The sequence below is a fragment of the Microcystis protocystis FBCC-A270 genome (genome assembly GCF_050500235.1).
GTDB lineage: Bacteria > Cyanobacteriota > Cyanobacteriia > Cyanobacteriales > Microcystaceae > Microcystis > Microcystis ichthyoblabe_A.
On record NZ_CP191407.1, the window covers coordinates 1,580,347 to 1,601,347 of the forward strand.

General features: G+C 42.9%; 16 protein-coding genes and 1 pseudogene. 3 read left to right on the forward strand and 14 right to left on the reverse strand.

Annotated features, from left to right (window positions below; translation table 11 throughout):
* Positions 1–21: 21 nt before the first annotated feature.
* Positions 22–1,284: a glycosyltransferase gene (locus ACQY1X_RS07790; RefSeq protein WP_130757706.1), complete on the forward strand. Its 1,263-nt coding sequence runs from the start codon at positions 22–24 to the stop codon at positions 1,282–1,284.
* Positions 1,285–1,371: 87 nt separating this feature from the next.
* The gene (locus tag ACQY1X_RS07795; RefSeq protein WP_430015542.1) at positions 1,372–1,794 is read left to right on the forward strand and encodes a Mov34/MPN/PAD-1 family protein; all 423 of its coding nucleotides are present in this window, start codon (positions 1,372–1,374) and stop codon (positions 1,792–1,794) included.
* Here the strand turns inward: ACQY1X_RS07795 and ACQY1X_RS07800 are convergent.
* From ACQY1X_RS07800 to ACQY1X_RS07810, 3 genes are all read right to left on the reverse strand, one after another.
* Positions 1,773–2,336, reverse strand: a complete 564-nt coding sequence (locus ACQY1X_RS07800) for a DUF4334 domain-containing protein (RefSeq protein WP_430015543.1) — start codon at positions 2,334–2,336, stop codon at positions 1,773–1,775. The genes ACQY1X_RS07795 and ACQY1X_RS07800 overlap by 22 nt on opposite strands.
* Positions 2,337–2,456: 120 nt before the next feature.
* A complete protein-coding gene (locus tag ACQY1X_RS07805; protein WP_430015544.1) occupies positions 2,457–2,858 on the reverse strand; it encodes a phage integrase SAM-like domain-containing protein in 402 nt (133 codons plus the stop codon).
* A gap of 141 nt (positions 2,859–2,999) precedes the next feature.
* Positions 3,000–3,818 (reverse strand): hypothetical protein, encoded by an 819-nt coding sequence (locus ACQY1X_RS07810; RefSeq protein WP_052275880.1) that lies wholly within the window; start codon positions 3,816–3,818, stop codon positions 3,000–3,002.
* Positions 3,819–4,062: 244 nt separating this feature from the next.
* On the opposite strand from ACQY1X_RS07810, the gene ACQY1X_RS07815 reads away from it, so the two are divergent.
* Positions 4,063–5,226, forward strand: coding sequence for a cysteine desulfurase family protein (locus ACQY1X_RS07815; RefSeq protein ID WP_430015545.1), 1,164 nt, complete (start codon positions 4,063–4,065; stop codon positions 5,224–5,226).
* A 62-nt stretch (positions 5,227–5,288) separates the two neighbouring features.
* Here the strand turns inward: ACQY1X_RS07815 and ACQY1X_RS07820 are convergent, their stop codons facing one another.
* From ACQY1X_RS07820 to ACQY1X_RS07870, 11 genes and pseudogenes are all read right to left on the reverse strand, one after another.
* Positions 5,289–6,761, reverse strand: coding sequence for an NADH-quinone oxidoreductase subunit M (locus ACQY1X_RS07820; protein ID WP_024970221.1), 1,473 nt, complete (start codon positions 6,759–6,761; stop codon positions 5,289–5,291).
* Positions 6,762–7,005: 244 nt separating this feature from the next.
* Positions 7,006–8,349 (reverse strand): 2-succinylbenzoate--CoA ligase, encoded by a 1,344-nt coding sequence (locus tag ACQY1X_RS07825; RefSeq protein WP_430015546.1) that lies wholly within the window; start codon positions 8,347–8,349, stop codon positions 7,006–7,008.
* Positions 8,325–9,290 (reverse strand): o-succinylbenzoate synthase, encoded by a 966-nt coding sequence (locus ACQY1X_RS07830; protein ID WP_430015547.1) that lies wholly within the window; start codon positions 9,288–9,290, stop codon positions 8,325–8,327. The genes ACQY1X_RS07825 and ACQY1X_RS07830 overlap by 25 nt, the downstream gene beginning before the upstream one ends.
* A gap of 190 nt (positions 9,291–9,480) precedes the next feature.
* Positions 9,481–13,245, reverse strand: coding sequence for a beta strand repeat-containing protein (locus tag ACQY1X_RS07835; RefSeq protein WP_430015548.1), 3,765 nt, complete (start codon positions 13,243–13,245; stop codon positions 9,481–9,483).
* Between the two features lie 154 nt (positions 13,246–13,399).
* On the reverse strand, positions 13,400–13,897 hold the full coding sequence (locus ACQY1X_RS07840) for a DUF3368 domain-containing protein (RefSeq protein ID WP_002748339.1): 498 nt from the start codon (positions 13,895–13,897) through the stop codon (positions 13,400–13,402).
* A complete protein-coding gene (locus tag ACQY1X_RS07845; protein WP_002739258.1) occupies positions 13,894–14,139 on the reverse strand; it encodes a UPF0175 family protein in 246 nt (81 codons plus the stop codon). Before ACQY1X_RS07845 ends, ACQY1X_RS07840 begins: the two co-directional genes overlap by 4 nt.
* A 168-nt stretch (positions 14,140–14,307) precedes the next feature.
* Positions 14,308–14,592, reverse strand: a pseudogene (locus tag ACQY1X_RS07850) (DUF4351 domain-containing protein); the annotation flags it as partial.
* Positions 14,593–14,605: 13 nt separating this feature from the next.
* Positions 14,606–15,556: an Rpn family recombination-promoting nuclease/putative transposase gene (locus ACQY1X_RS07855; RefSeq protein WP_430014314.1), complete on the reverse strand. Its 951-nt coding sequence runs from the start codon at positions 15,554–15,556 to the stop codon at positions 14,606–14,608.
* 603 nt (positions 15,557–16,159) lie between these two features.
* A complete protein-coding gene (locus ACQY1X_RS07860) occupies positions 16,160–16,417 on the reverse strand; it encodes a hypothetical protein (RefSeq protein ID WP_024970739.1) in 258 nt (85 codons plus the stop codon).
* Between the two features lie 149 nt (positions 16,418–16,566).
* Positions 16,567–18,108, reverse strand: coding sequence for an HMA2 domain-containing protein (locus ACQY1X_RS07865; protein ID WP_430015549.1), 1,542 nt, complete (start codon positions 18,106–18,108; stop codon positions 16,567–16,569).
* A gap of 471 nt (positions 18,109–18,579) precedes the next feature.
* A complete protein-coding gene (locus ACQY1X_RS07870; RefSeq protein ID WP_430015550.1) occupies positions 18,580–20,802 on the reverse strand; it encodes a molybdopterin oxidoreductase family protein in 2,223 nt (740 codons plus the stop codon).
* Between the last annotated feature and the right edge of the window lie 199 nt (positions 20,803–21,001).

Sequence of the window (21,001 nt, forward strand, 5' to 3'; positions counted from 1 at the left end):
TTAGTCTGTGAGTGTAAGCGAGTGACCAACTCTCCACCCTATCCCTTTTTAACCACCCCCGTCGGCTCTTTGCAAATTCCTTTTTTAGAGCAAATTGAAGAAATTACCAGCAATAATAGTTATATTCTCAGAGATTCGCCGCAATTACTCAAATTATCTCTAGTTATTCCCACTTATAACGAGCGAGATAACGTTATTCCCCTAGTCGAGAATCTCAGTCAATTACTCGATCGAAAAATTCCCGATCAGTATGAACTAATTATCGTCGATGATGACAGTCCCGATCGCACTTGGGAATTAGCCAGCAAATTAACCCAGGATTACCCGCAACTGCGGGTGATGCGTCGTCAGGGAGAAAAAGGATTAGCGTCGGCAGTGGTGCGGGGTTGGCAAGGGTCAAGGGGTGAGATACTAGGAGTAATCGATGGAGATCTGCAACATCCCCCCGAAATTCTCTATAATCTCCTCGAAACTATCGAAAAAGGAGCCGATTTAGCTCTTGCTAGTCGTCACGTCGAAGGAGGAGGAGTGAGCGAGTGGAGTCTGCTGCGACGATTTCTCTCTCGCGGCGCTCAAATCCTTGGTTTAATTCTACTGCCAGAGGTGGTCGGTCGCGTCTCCGATCCCATGAGCGGTTACTTTATGGTCCGCCGTCAAGCGATCGCCGGTCCGATTCTCAATCCCACCGGTTACAAAATTTTACTAGAAGTCATCGGCAAAGGTCGCATCAAAACCATCGGAGAAGTGGGTTATGTCTTCCAAGAGCGGCTAGAGGGGGAAAGTAAGGTAACTTGGAAACAATGGCTAGAATATATCTTCCATCTGCTGCGTTTGCGCTCTCAAAGGCCATTAAGGTTTTTAGATGCAATTGTCAATCTACCTTTAGATAGATTTATTCGCTTCGGTTTAGTGGGATTAACCGGGGTTTTTGTCGATATGGCCTTTCTCTATCTTCTCAGTGATCCCGCCGCTTTGGGTTGGGGATTAACCCGCAGTAAAATCATCGCCGCTGAATTAGCAATTATTAATAATTTTATCTGGAATGATCGCTGGACTTTTGGCGATTTATCCGCTCGTCAACGGGGTTGGAATAAACGCTGGAAAAGATTTTTCAAGTTCAATTTGATCTGTTTAGCCGGTTTAATTTTAAACGTCTTGCTGCTCAACCTTCTCTTTAATGGTTTAGGAATCAATCGCTATCTAGCTAACTTCATCGCCATCGCTATCGTCACGGTTTGGAACTTTTGGGTTAATCTTAAACTCAGTTGGCGGGTGACAAAATAGCCAGCTAGAAGCAAAAAAATGGTAGGCCAAAATTGAGATGCGCTTACCCTGTTGTCCATAGCATTTGCGACTTGTTTACTCCATCCTATGATCCTGATTACAGAAAAAATTTACCAGTCTATTTTCACCCACGCAGAATCCACCTATCCCGAAGAATGTTGTGGGTTACTCCTAGGAAAAATTACCGAGACAGCAGCCGAAGTTATCAGCATACAAGCAACAGAAAATAACTGGTCAGGCAATAGAAAAAACCGCTTTAGTATTGCCCCAGAAGTGCTTTTACAAGCTCAAAAATCGGCCCGGGAAAACCAGCTAGAAATTATCGGTGTCTATCATTCCCATCCCGATCATGCCGCCATTCCCTCGGAAATTGATCGCCAATTAGCCTGGTCAGGATATACTTATTTAATTGTCTCCGTAGTTTCAGGGCGAGCGATCGATTTACAAGCTTGGCAACTGGACGAGCGCGAACAATTTCAAATCGAACCTCAAGAATTAAAATGTTTTTGACATCGCTTGAGAACAAAAAAGAAAGGCTGGGGAAAGTTTTTAAAATCCATAATTCCCAGCACCGTATTATCATCTACTTTCCGAAAAGAGTCATTAATCGGCAAATAATCATAAATCATCGTGGCGCTGACTTTGCCCCGATATTCCATCATTCGCAGTCTAGCCTGACTTGTCTCTGTTTTTAGCAAGGAGTTGGTCAGCATCAGCAAAGGTTTCAGAGAATTATTTTTCAGTATCGGCAGCTTCAAAATCCAGTTCATGGCCGTGGGATTAGGTGCCACCTTAAAAATTTTTCCCTGACCATCTAAAAATAACAGGGGGTGGACATTCTCAGTATCGACAAATTCTTTACCATACCAATTAGATGCTTCTAATAAACCATCCATGGGGTGATTTGTCTGAAGTCCAGAACCTTGCCAAAGACCGAGCATAAAGTCTAAACTCACGGGTTCGAGAGCGTCAAACAATTCTAACGCTCTTTCGGTGGTCGTTTGACCAGCTTTAAGAATCGACTGGCAGCTTTCTAATTCTAATGTTTCCATTGTCTCGCTCTTATTGTGTCCTGACAATGATATTATAGCTGCCCAGCCAGAGGGTGGGGGATTGCCACTTGGTTAAGATTACCAAACATCCGACATATCTTCAGTCAATGGGTCATCGTATCACTCTAGGGTTTCCAGCCATTCACTCAGTTCTTCCTTGATGGTTTCTTTAAGTTCTCGCAAATCATTTTTATCTATTAGGCCTTTTTCCAGTAAGAAAGTGTAGAACTTTTTCAGACTACCTGCGTTAGCCTTGAGACTTGATTGACTGGCCCACAGGGCCTTTTTGATAAACCAATAACCCAAAAAGTCACCGACCATATCTACCCCGTCTTTAGCTTCTACTGCATCCTCATAGAGTAAATATTCGTTGATATAAAAATCTATATTTGAAACATGATTATTAATGGTTTTTTCCGACAAACCTGATGATTCTAGCCAACTCTCAAAATCCTTTAGTAATTCATGATTGACTTTTCTTATCCTTTGACAGTCAGCCTCATATTTTTGGGAATCATCCATCTCAAATTTCTCTCCTCTAAATCGCTGCTCGATGTTCAATAGGGTAATGAATCAAGTGTTTTTTTTCCAAGCGTCTAAAGCCGCCATTTTCTCCTCAGGGTCAAGGTCGGCCAACCGCCGGAATCGCCTTTCTCTTTTCTGCTAAATAGCTTCAACGATGTTAGACTGAATTTGCTCAATGATGGCGGCCACATCTTCTTCTGTATCTCGAGGTTGGGTTAATTCCACATCCGTTGAGGAGAGGTACATTTGGGCCCAGTCTAGGTTTTCCAGTTCACACTGGTCAATCACCGAACTGGGGATGTTTTTCAGGGTGATGCTATCCCATTCAATGCCGATGAGATTGCTCTGCCGCTCAATTATCACAATTCTTCCTTGCCAACCACCGATGTCAGTCCCCAAATCTGGGTCAAGTACACCCTGTTTGACGATGACCGAGTCGCCGACTTTGAAGGCAAACTCTGACTCGGAAAATTCGGGCGACAAGCTGGAGGCAACCGAGAGATGATACTCGCTTCCTAGCTCTTTTAACTCAAAATCCACAATCATCCGCTTGTTTTCCGAGAAATAACGGGTTTTCCTAGCGATTAGCTCCTCGATTAGCCCTTGAATATCCGCCTTGAGCCTTTTATCTCCTTTAAGAAGGTCTTTATTAAAAACTCGGTCTATCATCTCTTGCCGCTTTGATTCGGGGGACAACGCCAGATTCCAAGCGATTATCCCTATGGTCAGCAGTGTTCGCATAGATCCCTTCGTTTCATTGGATTCGCGGTAAGGCTCGATAAAATCCTCCAGAACTTCCGACATTGTGACTTCCCCAGAAGGAGAGACGACAATTTCCTTGAAAGGCAAGGACTTTTCTCTTAATTTCTTCTCAAAGCTTTTCAAGGGTTTTTCGGATCCTTGGGACATTTTCTGCAGCCTGAGCAGTTCACTAAATGCCTTCGATTTTTTAGCCATGATTGAGCCAGAAAATATGTGTTATTAATCCTGTTGGGTTGCTGAACAACATTGGAATAGGGGAATTGTAACTGCTCTCAGGGAGCGATTGCGCTCTCATTATTAAATCTTAAAGTTCTGGTCTGAGTCGTCAGCTGTTGACTGCTATCCGATACTTTTTTGTTAACATAGATTAGCAATGCACTTTCAGAGATTCTCTTAAAACAGAGGATATCTCCTTCCCAAATCCCCCCAAGGGAAAAATATGTCTCAAAAGCCGATTTATCTAGATTGCCACGCCACGACACCGATGGATCCGCAGGTTCTGGCGGCGATGTTACCCTATTTTACCGAACACTTTGGTAATGCCAGTAGTATTAATCATGTCTATGGTTGGACAGCCGAGGCTGCGGTTAAACAGGCAAGAGAAACAATCGCCGCTGCTATTAATAGTAGTCCCGAAGAAATTATTTTTACCAGTGGAGCAACAGAGGCCAATAACCTCGCTATCAAAGGGGTTGCCGAAGCTTATTTCGCCAAGGGAAGGCATATAGTTACGGTGATGACAGAACATCGGGCCGTTTTAGATCCCTGTCATTATCTGGAAAAATTAGGTTTTGAGGTGACAATTTTACCCGTCGGTGCTGATGGCCTAATTGACTTGGAACTACTAGAAAAATCCTTGCGTCCTGACACGATTTTGCTGTCAATTATGGCTGCTAACAACGAGATTGGGGTGATTCAACCTTTAGCGGCAATTGGGGCGATTTGTCGCCGGTATCAGGTGCTTTTTCATACGGATGCAGCCCAAGCAATCGGCAAAATTCCCCTAGATGTGGAGGAAATGAATATAGATTTGATGTCCTTAACTGCCCACAAAGTCCACGGACCAAAGGGAATCGGTGCGCTGTACGTCCGGCGCCGAAACCCCAGAGTTCGTCTGGCCGCTCAAATTCAAGGGGGAGGCCAGGAAAAAGGACTGCGATCGGGTACAATATTTACACCGCAAATTGTCGGTTTTGCCAAGGCAGTAGAATTGGGCATCAAAGCGATTGAAGAAGATACCAGCTACTTAAATCAGTTAAAAGCCCGTTTATGGGAGATTATCAGTCAATTAGACAGAATTTATCTCAATGGTCATCCTAGCCAAAGATTAGCGGGAAATTTAAATATTAGTATTGAAGGGGTGGACGGTGCGGCGTTATTGTTAGGATTACAGCCAATAGTGGCGCTTTCCTCCGGTTCTGCCTGTTCTTCTAGCCATACCGCCCCCTCTCACGTTTTAACTGCCTTGGGTCGCCCCGAATCTCTCGCCTATGCTTCCCTGCGCTTCGGGTTGAGTCGTTTTAACACTTTAGAAGAAATTGAACTGGTGGGGGAACAGGTGGTTTTAACGGTTAATTCCCTCCGCAAAGCCAAAAATTTTTGACGTTTCGGCTCCTATCCACAAGTTAGTTTCGGTCTAGGTTTTAACAATTCCGAAAAAGCTTTCTATGATTGCCTTTGACTGATTGCCGTGCCAGTTAATAACATTGATGCTTGGTTTTCAGTCCAGTGAATCATCCAACTCGGTTGTAATCCCAAAACAATAATAAATAAAGCCAAAGCAATTTCGGGAAATCTTTCGGGCCAGGTACTGCGAGGAATGCGCGATAATTCAGGGGTTAAACGACCAAAGAAAACCCGATTAATCATCAGGAGAAAATATACTGCGGTTAAACCACTAGCGACCAAACATAAGAGCGTTTGTATCGGAAAAATCGGGAAACTGCCACGAAAGACCAAAAATTCGGCGATAAATCCCACCATTCCGGGGATGCCGGCGCTGGCCATAGCCGCTAAAATCATTAACATTCCCGTGATTGGTAAACCTCTTTCTGGATTTAATAAACCGCGTAGATAATCCACATCCCGACTGCCGGTTTTTTTATACACTACTCCCACCAACAAAAATAACAAAGCGGAAATTAAACCGTGACTAATCATCTGCAAAATCGCCGCGGTGATGCTTAATCTGGTGGTGGCCGCCGCCGCTAGTAAAATATAGGCCATGTGGGAAATGGAAGAATAGGCGACTACTTTTTTCATATCCTTTTGGGCAATAGCGCAACTGGCCCCGTAGAGGGCGCTGATAGCTGCTATTGTTGCTAACCAAGGGGCGAGAGTCACCCAAGCATCGAGGAATAAACCGACTCCAAAGCGCAGCAGTCCATAGGTTCCTAATTTGAGTAATATTCCCGCTAAAAGCACAGAAACGGGGGTAGATGCTTCGACGTGGGCATCCGGTAGCCAAGTATGAAAGGGAAAAATCGGGATTTTGATGGCTAATCCAATCAGAAGGGGGATGAGGAGCAGTAATTGGGTTTTAACGTCTAAATTATTCGATAAAAGGGGATTATAGGCGAAATTATCAGCACCGGTTAGCCAAACTAAGCCAAGGAAAGAGATTAGCACTAAAAAGCCGGAAATTGCCGTGTACAATAAAAATTTCATGCCCGCATAACCGCGTCTTTGACCCCCCCAAATGGCAATGAGAAAGTAAAGCGGGACGATTTCTAATTCGTAAAATAGGAAAAATAACAGTAAATCCTGCGCTAGAAAGGCCCCCGCTACTCCGGCATTGAGTAACAAGAGCAGAGAATAGTAAAATTTCGGTCGGTTAACCTCTGTGCCACTGGCATAAAGAGCAATTATTGTCAAGATGCTGTTAAGAAAAAGTAATGAGAATGACAATCCATCAACACCGAGGGCATAATTGAAACCGAGGAAATTAATCCAAGGCAGGTTAACCGTGAACTGCATTTGCGGGTTACTAGGGTCAAATTGCCAGCCAAGGAGAATATTAAGCAGTAAGAGAACGACAGCAAGAGTTAGAGCTAATCCTCGCACTTTTTTCGCCTCTAGAGGCGTGTAGGCAATCAGTATCGCCCCTATAATCGGTAGCCAAATAAAAGCGTTGAGCATTCTTTACTTTAATGGGGATGATAAACCTTCCCATTATTGCCTGAGCGGTCAATCTTTAGCAAGATAGCTATCAACTTTTAACATTCATTAATAAAATGAGCCAGAGATTGCCATTACCAGCAATTCCTCGGCAAAAAATGGCGATTTTGTCGCCATATACCTAGTAAATCCCTTGGCTTTTGGCTGGTAAAATGACGCTAATTTAGGAAACCCTCATAACTCACCATTAAGATAACTGCTATAATTATCGTCCGGGGTTTGACTCGGTGTCAAAACAAGTTTCAGCTAATTTAATTAAATTGGTTCGATTAATCTTACCCTGGGGACTTTTTGGTATCTCTGGTAATTTTATCCAATGTTTCGGCAGTTTATAATTGACTAATTTATCCTTAATCTGGGATTGAATAATTGTCTGGCATATCTGAGAGTTAACGGGGACATAAAAAGCGACAATTACCTGTCCCCATTTGACATCTGGCAATCCCAAAACCACCACATCTTTAACTAAATCAGTTTGTCTAATGGCAGTTTCTACCTCAAAAGGATAAACATTTTCTCCTCCGGTAATTATTTTTTGACTATCCCGACCAATAATATATAAATAACTACTTTCATCCAAGTAACCTAAGTCATCGGTCTCGAAGTAGCTTGCTTGATTAAGATGGGGATAATAACCTAAAAATAAAGATTTTGCTTCAATAATAATTTTCTGGTTATCGGGATTAATTTTTATCTGAGCATGGGGTAATAGCTGTCCACTACTATTATTTCCTTGTCGAAAATCTTCTGGTTTAAGGGTGACAATTTGTGAGGCAGTTTCCGTCATTCCATAGGTGGGAGACAGAGAAATATTATATTCTCTAGCTTTTTCTAGTAAAGATGGCCATGCAGGAGAACCTCCTAGTAAAACTGTTTTAAAATTGGCTAACCAACGAGGATCATTTTCTAGAAAGAATTGTAATTGAGTGGGGACTAAAGAGATAAAATAATCTTGAAGATTGAGATTATTTACACGCTTTTGTTTGATTTTATGGTAAGGAATAACAGCAAAATCTCCCCCCGTTAAAAAACTTCTCAGAAACTGCATTAAACCACTAACATGATATAAAGGCAGTAGGCAAAAACAGTTAACCTGCTTGACTTGAAAATATTCAGAGAAACCTTTAACAGAAGCAGTTAAAGTTAACCAGTTATGGATAGCAAAGCGAATTTTTCCCGAGGTTCCTCCCGTGGGTATCATCAGAGAATTAGTCAAAGGATTGACAGGAGAAGAATTATAGTTAAAAACCTTGATATTTTCGCCAAAAATATAATCGGGTTGCACCAGAGAGAAAACCTGTTCCCATTCGTTAGTTTTCCAGTCAGGATTAGCTAAAAATAGGCAACTTTTTGACCTGACGGCAGCCAAGAATATCGCTAGAAATTTAAGGGGATTGCCTTCAGCAAGCAGTATAGTTAATCGAGGATTATCTGCGGCGATAAATTTCTGAGAATAGGACTGATATAATTGATAAAATTTCTGACTATTGTATCCATATAACCAATCTTTTTGACTGAGATATGCTAATTGTTTGCTGATGTCGTCCACAGTTTTTCTAACCAATCGGGGTCACTATTATTAAACCATTGTTGCACACCAAAACCTAAAGCTCGCTCCTTGCTGGGGTATTCTTGTGCTAGACGTAAAGCAGCTTTTCTGCCGATATTAGTTTCTAAAACGGAGGAAAATACTAAATCTAAGGGATATTTTTTCCAGAGATTTCTTAACCCTTGGATTGAACCGGTAATAGCAGGTTTAATCACAAAAATTCCTCGCCATCTCCGTTGATAACATTCCTCTATTTGTCGAAGATTGGCCACCGATTCATCTAAGGCAATCTCCGTGGTAAAATCTTGACTTAATTGCAACATTTCCTCTAATTGAGATGGGGGTAAAGGTTGTTCGATAAATTCAATTATTTGACATTCATCGGCAATTTTTAACCAGATTTTACTCTCAGCAATACTTAATCCCCCATTGGCATCTAAACGCAATTTAATTCCCCTGGGTAATCGGTCAATTAATTTTTCAAATAAGGTTAACTCCTGCTTGAGAGAATTAACTGCAATTTTCCATTTATAAGTATTAGTTTGATTAGTGGCTAAAATATCATCCAGACAGGGAAATACTGCCGTACCAGTGGGCAATAAATAACTATAATTTCTCGGTTCTAATTCTCTTGATTGATTTTCTATACTTAAATCTTCTAAAGCTGATTCAAAGGCAAATTGACAAGCAGGAAATTGTTCAGGAATAGAAAAAATTGAATTTATTGATAGGGGATTTTCGAGACTTTGACAGAATAATATTGCGGCCGATAATGTTTCTGAACCAAATTCAGGTAAAGGAGCAATTTCTCCCCATCCTATACGTCCATCTTCCGCTTCTAAGCGAATAATAATTCCTTCCCTAATTTCCCAGAGTCCGTGATGGGTTTGTAGGGGATGCAGCAAAGGACGCTGATAAACACGAAATTGCCAGAAATACATGATTAACTATAAGTAGTAGTGAAAAGCTTAACATGAGCAGGCGTTGGGTTTCATGCTTCAAACCAACCTACGTTCTTTATAGAGTTTGTCAGCGAAACGTTTTTTTGTTTTAAAGTCCAGAAAACGGGTTTCTAAATAGTTTCTTGAAGAAACCCGTTTTCTAGGTGACTTAGAAGGAGAGCTTAGAAACTTAGATAAAGAAATTACCCACTGGAATGCTCCCTAAAGCTGGCAAAGCACCAGTAAATCCGGTGATATTTATTAATAAATCATTGCTGGATTGGAAGCCAGCCGTGCTATCATTAATAACGAGGTAAGTTCCAGCTATTGCACCGGTTGTTACCTGCACTAAGGCGGCACTATTAACCCCTAATCCTTGATTACCTGTAATCGCTCCATTAGCATCAGTAAATACCTGATTGATTAAATTGTCTAAAGTGGTGACAGTGCTATCAGCAGCACGACTGAAACTACTAGGCGCACTCATGGCGTTTCCAGTTTGAGTTAATAAGTCTATTTTATCACTATTGATGGCAAAATCTGTGATACGATCGCTTGTTGATATGGTAGATTGGCCAAATTGGAAGATGAAAGTATCTGCACCATTACCACCGGTTAAAGTATCAATTCCCGCACCTCCATTGATTTGATTATTGCCACTATTTCCGGTGATATTATTGTCACCAGCGTTACCTGTACCATTAATATTATTAGTGCCAATTAGTCTGAGGTTTTCGACATTGTTGGGTAGGGTGCGAGTGAGAGTGCTTTGCCAAGTATCAGTAATGATAACTTCTCCTATTCCTCCTTCGGGATTGATGGTAGCATTAACGGGATTTGACAGGGTTACTGTAAAAGCTTCATCAGGTTCATTGAGGTTATCATTGAGGATGGGAATGCTAATAGTAGCGGTGGCAGTATTAGGTGCAATGGTGATAGTTCCGGTTTTGCTAGTGTAATCTACATTGGCGGTAGCATTAATCGGTGCAGTGGTATAGTTGAAGGTAATTGGTTGTGGGTTGGGGTTATCAACTGTGACGGTGAGGATGGCATTATTATCTTTACCTTCCACTACGGTGATGTCATTGATGGAGAGTTGCGAGGTGACACTGGTATCATCATTATTAATTGTTCCCGTGGCTGCGTTGGGAGTACCTATCGTATAACCTGTCCCCGCAGCAAGGGTTAAAATAACAGTTTCGTTACTTTCTACTATTGTGTCAGCAGTGGGGTCAACTGTTACGGTAGCAGTGGATGAACCAGCAACAAAGGTGACTGTATTGTTAGTCCCTGTACGAGTGTAATCGGTATTTAAAGTCGCTGTCCCTCCGAGGGTGTAATTAACCGTTAAAGGATTAGTTGTTACTCCGCTACGAGTGAAGGTATAAACCAGATTAGTTGTCCCATCTTCTGTCACACTTGCGGGAGAAACTGCAAGAGTAATACTGGGAAGAGTCGGACTAGAAACATAGCTAAAATAACTAGCAGTTAGACTTAATGCTGTTTGATTGTTGATAACCGCAATAAGTTCATCTGGTTCGCTGCCTGGTTTGTTGATGTAGAGATTAGTATTAGAACCAGAAACCCATAACAGATAGTCACCACTTGAACCCCGTAGTTGAATTGTGTCATCAGTGGTGTTAAAGTCGGCAATTGTTGCGTAGTCGTAATCACCCGGAAGGGTGCTATTACCGTCATCATAGAAGGTCTTTGTCGTATCTGCAAGAATAAAGCGATCGTTTCCTGTTCCTCCTACTAAATAATCTTGTTCTCCTATACCGTTATTGGTTCCTTGTAGGGTGTCATTACCATTACCCCCATAAATTCCACCGTCGAATCCATACTGAGCTTGCTCATTTCCTGCTCCCCCCAACAACACATCATCACCGTCTCCACCAACAAGACGGTCTTGTCCATCGTTGCCATTTAAAGTATCATTGCCATCACTACCATCTAAAATATCACGCCAACCAATGCCGGAGATAATTGAGTCATTGCCACCACCGCCATTAATTATACTGGCATCACCACTGAGAGCGCTGAGGTTAAGAACATCATTACCACTACCACTGGTAAGATTAATAATTTCAATAGATTGAAAACTATCGCCAACTGAAGATGTGCCGTTTGTGCTATTAGTATAGGTGATGGTAATAGGAGCAGTTTGGCTACCATAGTTTAATAACATGGAATCGATACCTGAACCACCGTTAATAGTATCGTTACCTTCTCCAGGATCGAGATAATCATCTCCTGAACCCCCGTCTAAGCTATCATTCCCATTACCCCCATAAATTCCAGCATAAAATAGAGAAGAGTATGGATAATTTGGCCATATGTCAACTATAAACGAATCTTGATCATTTCCTGCTCCTCCCAACAACACATCATCGCCATCTCCACCAACAAGACGATCTTGTCCATCGTTGCCATTTAAAGTATCATTGCCATCACTACCATCTAAAATATCACGGCCAACGCCGGAGATAATTGAGTCATTGCCACTACTGCCATTAATTATACTGCCATCACCACTGAGAGCGCTGAGGTTAAGAACATCATTGCCACTACCACTGGTAAGATTAATAATTTCAATAGATTGAAAACTATCGCCAACTGAAGATGTGCCGTTTGTGCTATTAGTATAGGTGATGGTAATAGGAGCAGTTTGGCTACCATAGTTTAATAACATGGTATCGATACCTGAACCACCGTTAATAGTATCGTTACCTTCTCCGGGATCGAGATAATCATCTCCTGAACCCCCGTCTAAGCTATCATTCCCATTACCCCCATAAATTCCGGTGTTGAAGTAATAATTCCAATATTTTTCATTTCCTGCTCCTCCCAACAACACATCATCGCCATCTCCACCAACAAGAGCATCCTCTCCATCGTTGCCATTTAAAGTATCATTGCCATCACTACCATCTAAAATATCATGGCCAACGCCAGAGATAATTGAGTCATTGCCACTACTGCCATTAATAGCACTGCCATTACCACTGAGAGCGCTGAGGTTAAGAACATCATTACCACTACCACTGGTAAGCTTAATGATTTCAATAGATTGAAAACTATCGCCAACTGAAGATGTGCCGTTTGTGCTATTAGTATAGGTGATGGTAATAGGAGCAGTTTGGCTACCATAGTTTAATAACATGGTATCGATACCTGAACCACCGTTAATAGTATCGTTACCTTCTCCGGGATCGAGATAATCATCTCCTGTACCCCCATCTAAGGTGTCATTGCCATCACCACCATAAAGACCATAACTATTCACCCAGTATGAATCACCGTCATTACCTGAACCTCCAGACAAAAGATCATCTCCATCTCCTCCTTCTAGGAAATCTGCTCCATCACCAGCATTCAGGGTATCATTACCTCCCAACCCATAAATCCTATCATCCCCAGAAGTTCCCGTAATATTATCATTCCCTGGCGTTCCTGTAAAATCCGCCTGTTCTACTTGAATAATTTCCCCATTTACTATAATTGTTGTCTGGTCATTCTCTGCTCGTAAAGCGTCTAAGGTTGCCACATCCAGACTATTTCCCTGCACCAACTCCGCAAAAATTGCCCCCTCATCTCCCGCGCTATCTGTCTGATTAATTTGAGCATCCACATAATGCCCAATTTCTTCTAAAATTACATTAACTATCGATGCTGACGAGGCCGTATTTAAAAAAGATGCTGATAGATAAATCTTATTGGTACTGCTGGAATATGCACCATTTGCCGTCCCCAAAACCTCATCACTAAGTACCTCAATTGGGGGAAGTTGACTAAAATTTCGGCTTTGCCACTGTTGTCGTAATTGCGTCGCCTTAACCACATCATAACTTGTGCCAAAAGCGGTGACCAAATTCGCCCAAAAACCATCAGATTGAGCGAAATCGAACAAAATATCGTCAACAGCAGGAAGGAGGGGCAACAGTGAAGAAGTCATGACATTAACAGCAGAGGTTTATTCCTAACAGTTTTAGCATAACAATGGCCAATTTTTCAAGACCCCTGTGACAGAGATTAACATTGATCGGGAAAACTGTATTTCTAAATCATTAGTTTTTCTGAATATTGTCTCTCAATTCCCCCCTCACAACTTAATCTAATTCATTTGCAGTTTGCAAAACCTCCTCATAAAGTTGATGACTGATGCGAAAATTTGCTTGGCTAATTAGAGACTCCATTATCGGTTTAACCTTAGCAATCAATCCTCTATTTTTAGCGATTAAAAGAACTCCTAGAACCCCCGTAATTGACAGGCCCAAACGCACAGCCTCCCTCCGTCCAAGACGCTCATCAATTAACAATTCATCTGCTTTTAATTCTAAGGCAAGAGCGATTGCTTCTGCTTCGCCAAGATCTAAATTATATTCATTCCTCAAACAAGCCACAAGTTCTAAATTAGCGGCTTGTTTAACCTGTATCCAGTTCAGAGAAATTATCGCTTTAATGCGGATATCTTCCTCAGTTAAATTGGCTAATTCATTGGCAACTGCTTGGGGAATAACAACATTAGTATAAATATCTTTTAAGATTGACAGATAACCAACAAGAGCAAGACTGCTGAGAGGAGAAGTATCGCTAATAATAATCATAGCCAACCTTTCTCTTTTAAATGCTTAATATCTTGCTGAAACTCAGCAACATCATAGTGAATACAAATTCCTCGTTCAGAAAGCATCCGTTGAAACTTGATTTGATTAATACCTAATAACTCACTTGCTTTTCCTAAGCTAATCTTATCTTGTTGGAATAACATAACAACAATTTCCTTCAACAGTTCATCCTCTGATAAACCACTTGCTTTAATCACTTCTTGGGAAATAACTAGAGTCATATTTTCTCCGTATTTTGATAAGAATTATACAAATGCTATCCTATGTTTTGCGGTCTGTCAATTCCCTTTGGCAGACCTCACTTCTAACTGTTAACTGTTAACTGAAATTCCCTCTCCGAAGCAATCTTACCCCTTGTCATGGCGAAGATGCGATCGCTAACGTCAAACCTAGGCAGTTAAAGTATTTAACCAATTGATTAAATCTTCAACCGTAGAGAAATCGAATAAAGCTTCTCCTAATACTTCAACATCATCAATACTTAACTGCATGATTTTAGTTTCCAATGAAGGATTAATCTCCCCTAACTTGCGTTTAAGTTGACGAAGAATCAATGTCTTTTCCCGTTCAATACCTTGTTCGATACCGCGTTCAATACCTTGTTCGATACCTTGTTCAATACCTTGTTCGATACCTTGACGCATCCAACTGGTGGTAATTTGCATAACTCCCTCGAAATTACAAGCATTATAAAGTATTTAACCAATTGATTAAATCTTCAACCGTAGAGAAATCGAATAAAGCTTCTCCTAATACTTCAACATCATCAATACTTAACTGCATGATTTTAGTTTCCAATGAAGGATTAATCTCCCCTAACTTGCGTTTAAGTTGACGAAGAATCAATGTCTTTTCCCGTTCAATACCTTGTTCGATACCGCGTTCAATACCTTGTTCGATACCTTGTTCAATACCTTGACGCATCCAACTGGTGGTAATTTGCATAACTCCCTCCTGTACGGGTTGACTAAATGTGCTAATCTCTTCTTGAAATTGTATCTCTTCCACCGAATTTAGATTGAGATATGTATCAATAAATCCGGAAATTAATTGCATTCTCGCTGAATCTAACCTTAAAGTAATTAACAAGCGCAGACATTCCGCTTTTACCTTGGCTCGCTCTTTCTCGGCAATGTTCATCTTCGCCATCAAAGCTGAAGCAACCGGATTCGGTTGATTAAGAAAATCTCGCCAATTTAATCGATTTAACTGCACTACTTGATAGTTAAATTCTAATACCTTAAAATCGGTAAAATCGACTACATATTGACTAATCGCTTCTCTTTTTGGCTTTGAATAAGAAAAAATTACAATCGGATAAATCGGTAAGACAAATTTCTCATGAAAGCGAGCAAAATAAGTAAACATTCGCCGATTAAACCACTTGCGGGAACTTTCCTGCGCCTCGACATGAATCAGAAAAAAAGATTCTTTTCCTCGAAACTTAACCTGTGCGACTAAATCGCTTTCATGTCTTTCTCCTTCCGTGACATCGGTAAATACTTCTTTGTCTAAAAAAGTAATCGAGTTTCTATCTAAATAATCCATCAATTGAGGAAAAAATAACTCAATAAATTCGACAAAAAAGGTGGAGATTAACTCCTTAAATAAGCGGTCATGGTCAATATTATTAGTCATGTAATGTCATCTTAACTAATCTGAGCGATGAATGACTACTCTTATCTATTGTATTCTGAAAAGTCGGTTTTGGCAACGGATTGTTATGACCTCACCCCCTTAACCTACAGCGATTGTCAAATTCGCCCAAAAACCATCAGATTGAGCAAAATCGAACAAACTATCGTAAACAGCAGGAAAAATCGGCAACAGGGGAGAAGTCATGACATTAACTGCAAAGGTTTATTGCTAACAGTTTTAGCCCAACAATCCCCAATTTTTCAAGGGTGCTATCACAAAAATTAACATTTATTACAAGAAAACGGGTTTCTCAAAGAAACCCGTTTTCTAGATATTGATTTTAGCCAAAGAATGTAAAAACGCTTCAAAATACTCGCTTAATGCTTCTTTCCAGGGTTCATCATAATTGGCGGTTTCTGATGTCATGTTTATTAAGATGATTTATTTAATATAATAGCCTTTTTCGTTTATGAGTAATTTCTGGAAGTCCCTAGCCAAAATAAATAAGACCCTAAACTATCTCCCTGTAACGCATTAAAAAAACGTTCATTTGCTGTGACCACTTGACAGCTTTTATTCACTGCCAAAGCTAGATAAACACAATTATAAACCACCTGTTGTATTCTCACAGCAATCTGTACTATCACTAAAAATCCACCCCGAATAGTGTTGATGTATCTCTTCAAAAATTCGCCTCGATTCAGCATGAGTGCGTGTCTGAGTTGTAGTTTTATCTAAGCTTGGTACTGGTTTAAACTTTACTGTCACCTCTAAATCAGTTTCTTTAACTTCCACGGGAATATCTAAATGCAATATTCGGTCTTCACCCAGATGAGAACGTAATTTAACTTGCTGTATCATAGTTATTTCCTTTCCTTTTTTAGTGAGTAATCGACAGTAAACCTCTTGCTACTATAATAGCTATTTATGTCATTTGAGCGCGAACCACTTGACACTGCGACTCTTTTGTGCAGACAATCGCCAATTTTTCAAGACCCCTGTAACAAAAATTAACATTTATTGCAAGAAAACGGGTTTCTTTGAGAAAGAAACCCGTTTTCTAAGAGGTTAGGCTTCGGGGAGCGCAGGCTGTTCAGTTCTGCGAGGATGGCTGAACTGCCGTTGATTGCGGCGGCTGCCACCGGGTTGAGTCCCCAAAATGCCCCGACTGCCACCACTAACAGGTTGGGCAGAGTAGCGATCGCCAAACTCTCATAGGCAGTGGCAAGGGTATGCCGGGCCAGGGCAAAGGTGTAGCCAAGGGGCTGGAGATCCTGGCTGTGCAAGATGACATCGGCGGCTGCTGCAAAATCCCCTCTCCCTAGAGAAATGACCACCTGATCCTCCTGGGCAGCCAAGCAATCACTACCACTGTCGGTTATCCAAGCCACCCGCTTACCTTGGCGGAGCAACTGTTCTTGGAGTCCCTCAACAGCAGCCCCATCGGTGGCGAAGTAGATGCACTGAGAAGGGATGCCCCAACTCACCAGCAGCTCCGGGGTAATCAAGTCCTGGAAACTTTCGCGAGTAAAGACCAGAGTATCCACCTGAGCCAGCTTTTCCAGTACCCTGGCATTGCGGATATAAACGCCTTGTCGCGCTGCCGCCGTCAGGGACGAAACCACTGCCAAGGGAGTAACGCCCCGCAGAGAAACCCCGATGTCAAGGGGTAACAGCGCACTCGCACGCCCCAAGTCTCCCGTCAGGATTGCCCAAGTGCCACTCAGGAACAAAGTGGGTAGGATCGCTCCTTGGGCGACGGGTTTGAGGTTCTGGAGTAGTTCGGTTTTTTCGACGGAATCTAGCCACCCTTCTCGATCTGCCTCGGGAACGGGAGCGAACCGCTGCCGGTCAGAGAGCCAGTGGATTTCTGCGTCTTCTTGCTCGAACAGCAGGTATAGCTCGTCTTCTAGCTGTTGGAGCTTGCTCCGGCGCAGGCTCTCTCCCACTGCTGCCAGATTGAGGGCGAGTGCGCCAGCGATGTTGTTACCTTGCAGCAGTTGGTAACTCAACCAGAGGGCATCGAGGCAGTCTATTGTCACTTGTCCCTGCTGGGTGAGGGCTTGGCTAACCCTCTGCCAGAGAGGAATTGAAGCCGCAAGGACAATTCCTCCCACAATCGAGAAGGGCAGTTCTAGGGGAGCAGCAGCGATCGCCACAGCCAGGGTTAAGGCCGGCATCCCTAAAGTTGGCCAAGTCCCCTGATTTCTAGCCCCGACTTTCTCGCTTGCATCTGGCTCTCTTTCCCGGCCGGCCGCTAGGATGGCCGCTTGCAAGTAATTCAGGAGGGCCGTTGCTGACAGCATTTCCGCCTGGTAGGAGACAATCAGGGAGCAGGCTGCGGCATTGATGCGGCTCTCGCTGATAGCAGTGGTTCTCAGCAGCGATCGCTGCAAGCGTCTGGCAAATTCGTCATCCCAATTGAGGCGGGGAATGCGAATTCGCAGCCGTCCGGGAATTTGATGGGCAACTTGCCAATCTACCCACTCAGGGGGTGCTGGGGAATTTGCTGCCGCTTGAACTGGTGCGGGAGTCAGAGTTGTTGTCGTCATAGTGAGGTGATTCGAGAGGGGCTACCGACTGGCAGCGGGACGAACAAGACATTCAACAGCAGGCTGACAGCAGTGACGCAGATGATACCAGTTTTCGACTTCCATCTAAAAATCGAAAGAAAAGTATTAACCGATTACACCATAAAAAAGTTATGAAAGAAGTGCATTCAGCTAATCTAAGGATAGGCGGTTAAAATGCGTCTTGGCTTAATAGCAATAGACATCTTGTAAAAATCAAAAATTGTTGTTGGGGTTAGGAGTCAGTAGCCAGTAGTCAGTAGTCAGGAGAATTAAGAATGAATAATAATCAGTTAAATGGTCTATTTACAGACTTGATGCCATTTAATCCTTATTTTTGACGTTTTTGAACCCTGAAAAATTAATTATGCAAGAGGTTTTTAAACACAAACTACCTATCAGATTGTGGAGAATTGGTATTACAAAAGTAACCAAAGGGAAAGCCAAATTTGATTAAGGAGTTGCCAGAAATTGACTGGGAGATAATTCGGCATTAACTAAAGACTTTAACGGGATTAATTTGACAGCACAAGCTTTTAATTCTGGTTGCAGGGAAATCGGACAAGCGGCCGGATGGGTGAGACTATTGGCCTCAGAATTTTCTGCCCATAGGGCCCCCCAGTGCATCGGCACAAAGACACAATTAGGAGCAATTGCTTTGGTAATTAAAGCCGGAAAACGGGCAGAACCGCGACGAGAACGCACCTCCAACCATTCCCCAGCTTCTATGCCCAATTTTGCCGCATCTTGGGGATGAATTTCCAGAAAAGGTGCGGGGTGCATTTTGACAATTTTCTCGATGCGGCCGGTGCGGGTTTGGGTGTGCCAGTGACCGTACAAACGCCCCACGGTCAAAACTAGGGGATAATCATCGTCCGGGGGTTCCGCTAGACCTTTACTGTGGTAGGCGGCGAAAACAGCACGACCATCGGCAGTATTAAATTTACCATCGGTATAAAGGCGTTTTGCGGCTGTTTTTTGGCTTTTATCGTTATCTTTAACTAAATTCCCTAGTAATTCCCCGGAATTAGCGGTTTTAGGGGCGGAAATTTCATCGATGGAATCGGGCCACGGTCGGGGAGTCTCGGCCAGGCGCTCATAATTAATCCCTGTCATATCACAAGGACGTTTATAGGTCAAGCGGGCAAACTCGGAATATACCTCGGCCGAATCCTGAAAATTAAATTGTGCCTCAAAACCCAAACGGCGACCGACTTCGGCAAAAATTTGCCAGTCGGCCCTAGCTTGACCAACGGGAGGGCGAAAAGCCTTATTTAAAGTCACCATGCGCTCAGAATTGGTCATTGTTCCCGTTTTTTCGCCCCATTGGGCTGCTGGCAGTAATAAATGGGCATAGGCGCTGGTTTCCGTGGGATAGTAGGCATCCTGATGGATAGTAAAAGGTGATTTTAACAGGGCCGCCTTGGTGCGTTCTAGATCAGGCATACTAACGGCCGGATTAGTGGCGGCAATCCAGAGAAGTTTGACATCTCCCGTCTCCAAACCAGTAATCATACTCCAAGCATCGCGACCGGGGACCGGAGAAATCCGACCAGCAGGTAAACCCCAAGCTTGTTCCACTTCGGCGCGGTGTTGGGGATTTTTGACGGAACGATAACCGGGGAGAAGATGGCAGAGGCCGCCAGCTTCCCGTCCTCCCATGGCGTTGGGTTGTCCCGTTAGGGAAAAAGGACCGGCCCCGGGCTTACCGATATTAGCCGTCATTAGGTGTAAATTGATTAAAGTGCGGGCTTTGGCCGTGCCTTCCCTAGATTGATTGATACCCATCGACCAGAGGGAAAGGACTCTTTTCGATTCGGCCCAGTAGCGGGCAGCCTTTTCTAAATCCTCGATGGGGATGCCGCATTTATGCGCGACGATTTCCGGGGGATAATGGCGGATAATTTCGGCGTATTTGGGGAAATCTCGGGTACATTTATCGATAAAATAGGTATCGATCGCACCCCAATTCAGTAACAGGTGAGCAATACCGTTAAATAGGTCAATATCGGTCCCCGGGTTAATGGCGAGGTGGAGATTAGCGGCCTCGGCGGTTTTTGTCCGGCGGGGATCAACGACGATTAATTTCGCTTCTTTGTTACCTTTGAGATACTTGTGCAGACGGTTAAAGATGATGGGGTGACATTCGGCCGTATTTGTCCCCACCAGAAAGGCACAATCGGTTAATTCTAGGTCATCGTAACAGCAGGGGGGACCGTCGGACCCGAAACTGTCCCGATAAGCGGCCACGGCCGAAGACATACAAAGACGGGAATTAGCATCAAAGTTATTGACTCCCAGACAGCCCTTGACCAGTTTTTGGGCGATGTAGTAATCTTCGGTGTGAAATTGTCCCGAACCGTATAGACAGATACTTTCCTTTTCCCCCTGAGCGATTAGAGTTTGGATACGGTTAACGATGCGATCGAGGGCTTCTTCCCAGGTACAAGGACGGAATTGCTCTTGGAGAGAATCGCGGATCATCGGGGTTTTGAGGCGATTTTTATCGATTGATTCCGCTACGGTGGCCCCTTTAACACAGACCATACCTTGACTGGAGGGGTGGGACTTGTCCCCGAAGACTTTCCATGCTTGTCCGGCCGACGCGGGGGGGGTGACTGTCAAACCACAACCTACTCCACAGTAAGGACATTGGGTTTTTGTAGATTCAGTCATAAGCAGTTGGTCTGATTAGTGGCGCTGTCTTTAGGCATACTAAGATAGTCCGCAGATTTTCTCGGCCAAATTGTAGTTATTAATACAATTTATTAGAAGCCTTGGCCAAATTGCCATTTTTATGATGCAAATCCCGCATTACAACTGGCTAGATAAAAAGCATACACTTGTTCTCATGCCGAAAAAGAATCGGCATAGG